Here is a 5,754-nt window from a genome sequence, read left to right on the forward strand (position 1 = left end):
CAACGCTTTCTTAATGTCGGCATTAAGATTCAGGTTTTCAAAAGACAAACTAGTTACCTCTCCCATCAAATGACGGAAATCAGAAAATAAAATCGTACATGGTTTGATCAAAGTAAAGATCGAACACATCGCCGAGGTTAGTCATTCACGCAGCAGTGCGCTGTCGCGAAACACGTTTGCTAACCAGGAAATGTAAGAGAAATTGCTCAAGACAGGTCAGAAACGCAAGCCCCATGGTCTAGGGGCGGCGAATCATAACCCAAGCGCGGCAAAATAGCCAGTCTTTGAAGTTATTCTTTAACTTGAGCGGCGTCAGTGGTCGCAGTTTTGGCTGGTCGCAGCGCGATAATGTAGTCCACCAACTGTTCGATGTGCTCTTTGGACACACGCTTTTCCATCGCCGGCATGCCCGCGCCACCTTTCCAGGTGTGCCATTTGCCCTGACTGCCGTAGGTGACGCTTTGGATCAACATGGCTTTGAGGTTGGCAGCATCCTCATCCTTGTAGCGCTCATTAATCGCGTCCCAGGACGGCCCAACCACCGTGGCAGAAATGCGGTGACACTCGATACAGCCATTCATATGGCCCAGCTTGAACAGTTTGTCCGCCACCGACAGCTCCTGCGAATTATCGCCACCGCCGCAACCAGCCAACAACAGCCCCGCCACGCCCAAACCCCATTTGCCCAACATTCGCACGCCATCCCCCTCGCCGCTGATCAAAAAGCCGAGTGTACACAACTTGTTGCCGCCTCCCAAGCCGCTATTTTCATTGATCAGCCAGGTGTCGCCGCAGGGCAATATTCACTGACAGCATGCTTTTTCAGCAGATTTTTTCCGTCAAATACTCTAAGATTCGCCCATTTTTTCACCCTTGAGGTTAGGCTGCGTGCAGAAATTTATTCCCGGCCAGCGCTGGATTAGCAATGCTGAGCTACAAATGGGACTTGGAACCGTCCTTACCGTTGACCACCGTAGCGTTACTATCGTTTTCCTGGCCACCGGTGAAACCCGAACCTACGCACAGGACACCGCACCACTGACCCGCGTTAATTTTGGCCCCGGCGACACTGCGACCAGTCATGAAGGCTGGACGATGAAAGTCTTGCGCGTCGAGGAACACAAAGGCTTGCTGGTGTACCACGGCATGCGCGACAACGGCAGCGCGGCAACGCTTGAAGAAGGTCAACTGGACAACTTTATCCAGCTCAACCGCCCGACCGATCGTTTGTTCAGCGGCCAGATCGACAGCACCAAGTGGTTTGACCTGCGCTACGAAACCCTCAAACGCTTGACGCAATTGTCCGAATCGGCCCTGCTGGGCCTGAGCGGCGCCCGCACCAGCCTGATTCCACACCAGCTTTACATCGCCCACGAAGTCGCCAGCCGCTATGCGCCGCGCGTTTTGCTGGCCGACGAAGTTGGTCTGGGCAAAACCATCGAAGCAGGCATGATCCTGCACCGCCAGTTGATTACCGAGCACGCCAAGCGGGTGCTGATCCTGGTGCCTGAAAGCCTGTGCCACCAGTGGCTGGTGGAAATGCGTCGTCGCTTCAACCTGCGCTTTTCGTTGTTCAACGAAGAACGCTGCATGGCCGCCGAAGAAAGCAACGACAACGACAATCCATTCCACACTGAACAGCTGGTGCTGTGCAGCATGGAGTTTTTCCTCGACAACCCGCCGCGCATCAAACAAGCGCTGGCAGGCAACTGGGATCTGCTGATCGTTGACGAAGCGCACCACCTGCACTGGTCACCGGAAGAGCCCAGCTTTGAATATCAAATCGTCGAGCGCCTGGCGCAACAGACCAAAGGCGTACTACTGCTGACCGCCACGCCCGAGCAACTGGGCAAGGCCGGTCACTTTGCACGGCTGCGCCTGCTCGACCCGGCCCGCTTCCCTGATTTCGACAAATTCGTCGCCGAAGAACAAGCCTACGAACCTGTCGCCCAGGCCGTCGAACAACTGCTGTCCAACGAGCCCAGCCGCGAGGCCCTCGCCACGCTGCAACAAACCCTGGGTGACGAAGGCGACAACCAAGCCTACTTCGATGTACTGCAAGATCCCCAGGCGGACGATCTTGAGCGCAAACAGGCCAGCAAAAAACTGGTCGAGCACCTGCTCGATCGCCACGGCACAGGCCGGGTGCTCTACCGTAACACCCGTTCTGCGGTCAAAGGCTTCCCTGGCCGCGAAGTGCACAGCTATCCGCTGCCGCTGCCTGCGGCTTATGCCGATTACCTGGCCGAGTTCCAGCATACCGCGCTGTCCGAGCCGCGCCTGCTGCTTTGCCCTGAACTGCTCTATCAGGCGGTGGACAAACCCGACCAGCCGCACTGGAGCCAACTGGACCCGCGCGTCAACTGGCTCACCGGCAAGCTGTCCGAGCTCAAACCGAAAAAAGTACTGGTCATCACCGCCAGTGCCGATACCGCGCTGGACCTGGCCGACGTACTGCGCACCAAGACCGGCATCCATGCCGCCGTGTTCCATGAAGGCATGAGCATCATTGAACGCGACCGCGCCGCCGCCTTCTTTGCTGATCAGGAATACGGCACCCAGGTGCTGATCTGTTCCGAAATTGGCTCCGAAGGCCGCAACTTCCAGTTTGCTCATCATCTGGTGTTGTTCGATCTGCCGCTGAATCCCGACTTGCTGGAACAGCGCATTGGTCGTTTGGACCGTATCGGCCAGACGCGTACCATCAACATTCACGTGCCCTACTTGCAGAACAGCGCCCAGGCCATCATGCAGCGCTGGTATCACGACGGCCTGAACGCCTTCCAGCAAACCTGTCCTGCCGGCCACAGCGTGTTCCAGCAGGTCAAGGACAGCCTGGTTGAGGCGCTGCACCAACTGGATGAAGGTCTGGACGATCTGGACGCACTCATCGCCACCACCACGTTGCTGCACAATCAGCTCAACGAGGCACTGCAAAAAGGTCGCGATCGTCTGCTGGAATACAATTCCTGTCGCCCGGAAGTCGCCGCGCAACTGGTGGCTCTGTGCAAACAGCAAGACATCAATCCCGACCTGGAGGAATACCTGGAAACCGTGTTCGACTGCTACGGCGTCGATACCGAACCACACTCCAGTCAGGCGCAGATTCTGCGACCTAACGAGTACATGCAGTCAGCCTTCCCCGAGCTGGACGAAGACGGCATGACCATCACCTACGACCGCGTCACCGCCCTGGCCAATGAAGACATGCACTTCATCACCTGGGAACACCCGCTGGTCGCCGGCGTCATCGACATGGTCAGCACCCAGGAACAGGGCAACACCGCGCTCACCGCGATCAAACGCGCTGGCCTGGCGCCCGGCACCTTGCTGATCGAAGCGCTGTACTGCCTCGATCCCGCACCCTCGCCCGAACTGCAATCGAGCAAATATCTGCCGCAGCGTTTTGTCCGCGTGTTGATGGATCAAAACGGTCGCGAGCACAGCGCCAACATCAGCGTCGATGACATCAGTTTCAACGCCATCGCCGTCGACAAGGACACCGCGCGCAAGATCGTGCGTTCGCAAATCGAACCACTGCGCGCATTGATTGCACGCACGGAAAAAGTCGCGGAAAAGCACTCCACCGCGTTGATCAGCGAGGCCTCGCACAAAGCCACCGAGACCTTCCAGACCGAACTGGATCGTCTGCAGGCATTGCGTCAGGTCAACCCCAACGTGCGCGACGACGAAGTGCAGTTCTTCCAGCATCAGCTGCACGCCATCCGTCAGTCGATGGACTCGGCCAAACTGCGGCTGGATGCGCTACGGGTGGTCATTGCCACCTAGGCCAGCGTCAAAAAGCCCCGCATTGTCGGGGCTTTTTTTGTCCGCCCAATCCCCGGGCATGCTAACATCCTGCAACATCATAAAATCGAAGATCGGAATATCTACGGAGGCCAACATGAAATACGACAACATCCTGCAAACCATCGGCAACACACCCGTCGTTCGCCTGAACCGCCTGTTCAATAAAAACGTGGAAGTCTGGTGTAAACTGGAACGCGCCAATCCCGGCGGCAGCATCAAGGACCGCATTGGTCTGGCGATGATCGAAGACGCCGAGCAGAAGGGCCTGATCAACAAAGACACCACCATCATCGAACCCACCTCTGGCAACACCGGCATTGGTCTGGCCATGGTCTGCGCCACGCGCGGCTACCGCCTGATTCTGACCATGCCCGAGTCCATGTCACTGGAGCGCCGCCGCTACCTGGCCGCGCTGGGTGCCGAACTGGTACTGACCCCCAAGGAAAAAGGCATGGGCGGCGCCATCGAAAAAGCCAACGAACTGATCGCCCAGACAACCAACAGCTGGATGCCGCAACAGTTTAAAAACCAGGCCAACGTTGAAGTCCACCGCCGCACCACCGCCCAGGAAATCCTCAAGGACTTCCCCGAAGGTCTGGACTACCTGATCACTGGCGTAGGCACCGGCGGCCACATCACCGGCGTGGGTGAAATTCTGAAAGCCAAAATGCCCAACCTGAAAGTATTCGCTGTTGAGCCTGCGGCCTCCCCCGTCCTGAGCGGTGGCGAAAAAGGCCCGCACCCCATCCAGGGCATAGGCGCCGGCTTCGTGCCTGACATTCTCAACACCGAAATGCTCGACGGCGTAATCAAGGTCGAACACCCCAAAGCATTTGCCATGGCCAATCGCTGCGTGCGTGAAGAAGGCATTTTCATCGGCATTTCCTCCGGCGCATCACTGGCCGCAGTGGAACAGAAACTGGCTGACATTCCCGAAGGCAGCCGCGTGCTGACTTTCTGCTACGACACCGGCGAGCGCTACCTGTCCGTAGACGGTCTGTTCAACTAAGCTCCGTCAGCCGGAGTCCGGCAGGATTCCGGCTGTCTCCCCCTGCATGGTGTATAATGGCGCCCTTTGCCATTAATCAGACACCAGCCGATGACCTACCAGTTCTTTGCCACCACCGCCAAATACCTTGAACCGCTGCTCAGCGAAGAACTGCGCCAGTTAAATCTGCCCGAGGTCAAAGAGACCCGCGCCGGCACCTATTTTCGTGGCGAAATCGAACACGCCTACCGTGCCTGCCTGTGGTCACGCATCGCCAACAGCGTGCTGCTGGTGCTGGCAAAATTTCATGCCGACAGCCCCGAAGCCCTGTACGAAGGCATTCGCGCCATCGACTGGAGCGAACACTTTGACGTCAACCAGACTTTCGCGATCAACGTCAACGTCAGCCATTCCAAAATCACCCACAGCCATTTTGCTGCACTGAAAGTCAAAGACGCCATTGTCGACCAATTCCGCGACAACTGCGGCGACAGACCTTCGGTCGCCACCGACCAGCCCGACATCAGCATCAATGTCTACCTGCGCAAAGACGAAGCCACCGTCAGCCTGGATTTGTCCGGCGAATCACTGCACAAACGCGCCTATCGTGAAAACGGCGCCGCAGCACCGCTGAAAGAAAATCTCGCCGCCGCCATTTTGCAACGTGCCGAATGGCCAGCCATCGCCGCCGACGGCGGCAGTCTGCTCGACCCCATGTGCGGTTCCGGCACGCTGTTGATCGAAGGCGCGCTGATGGCCGCCGACATTGCGCCCGGCTTGCTGCGTGAACACTGGGGCTTTTTGCAGTGGAAACAACACCAGCCTGACGTGTGGCAAAACATCATGCGCGAGGCCGAACAACGCAAACAAACTGGCCTGAAAAAACTCGGCTCCATTCGCGGTTACGATCAAAATTTCCGTACCGTCAATATCGCCACCGACAACATCCGCCGCGC

At 57.6% G+C, this 5,754-nt stretch carries 4 protein-coding genes; 3 read left to right on the forward strand and 1 reads right to left on the reverse strand.

The features are described 5' to 3' along the window. Positions 1-290: 290 nt before the first annotated feature. Positions 291-698, reverse strand: a complete 408-nt coding sequence (locus OEW58_13795) for a c-type cytochrome (GenBank protein MDH5302418.1) — start codon at positions 696-698, stop codon at positions 291-293. A 190-nt stretch (positions 699-888) separates the two neighbouring features. Here OEW58_13795 and rapA point away from each other — a divergent pair, with 190 nt between their 5' ends. The 3 genes from rapA to OEW58_13810 form a co-directional block, all read left to right on the forward strand. Beyond that, positions 889-3,789, forward strand: a complete 2,901-nt coding sequence (gene rapA, locus OEW58_13800; protein MDH5302419.1) for an RNA polymerase-associated protein RapA — start codon at positions 889-891, stop codon at positions 3,787-3,789. A gap of 115 nt (positions 3,790-3,904) precedes the next feature. Continuing rightward, positions 3,905-4,819, forward strand: a complete 915-nt coding sequence (gene cysK, locus OEW58_13805) for a cysteine synthase A (GenBank protein MDH5302420.1) — start codon at positions 3,905-3,907, stop codon at positions 4,817-4,819. Positions 4,820-4,909: 90 nt separating this feature from the next. Then, on the forward strand, positions 4,910-5,754 hold an 845-nt coding region (locus tag OEW58_13810), incomplete at its 3' end, for a THUMP domain-containing protein (protein MDH5302421.1).

It is taken from the genome of Gammaproteobacteria bacterium (assembly GCA_029884425.1).
GTDB lineage: Bacteria > Pseudomonadota > Gammaproteobacteria > S012-40 > S012-40 > JAOUHV01.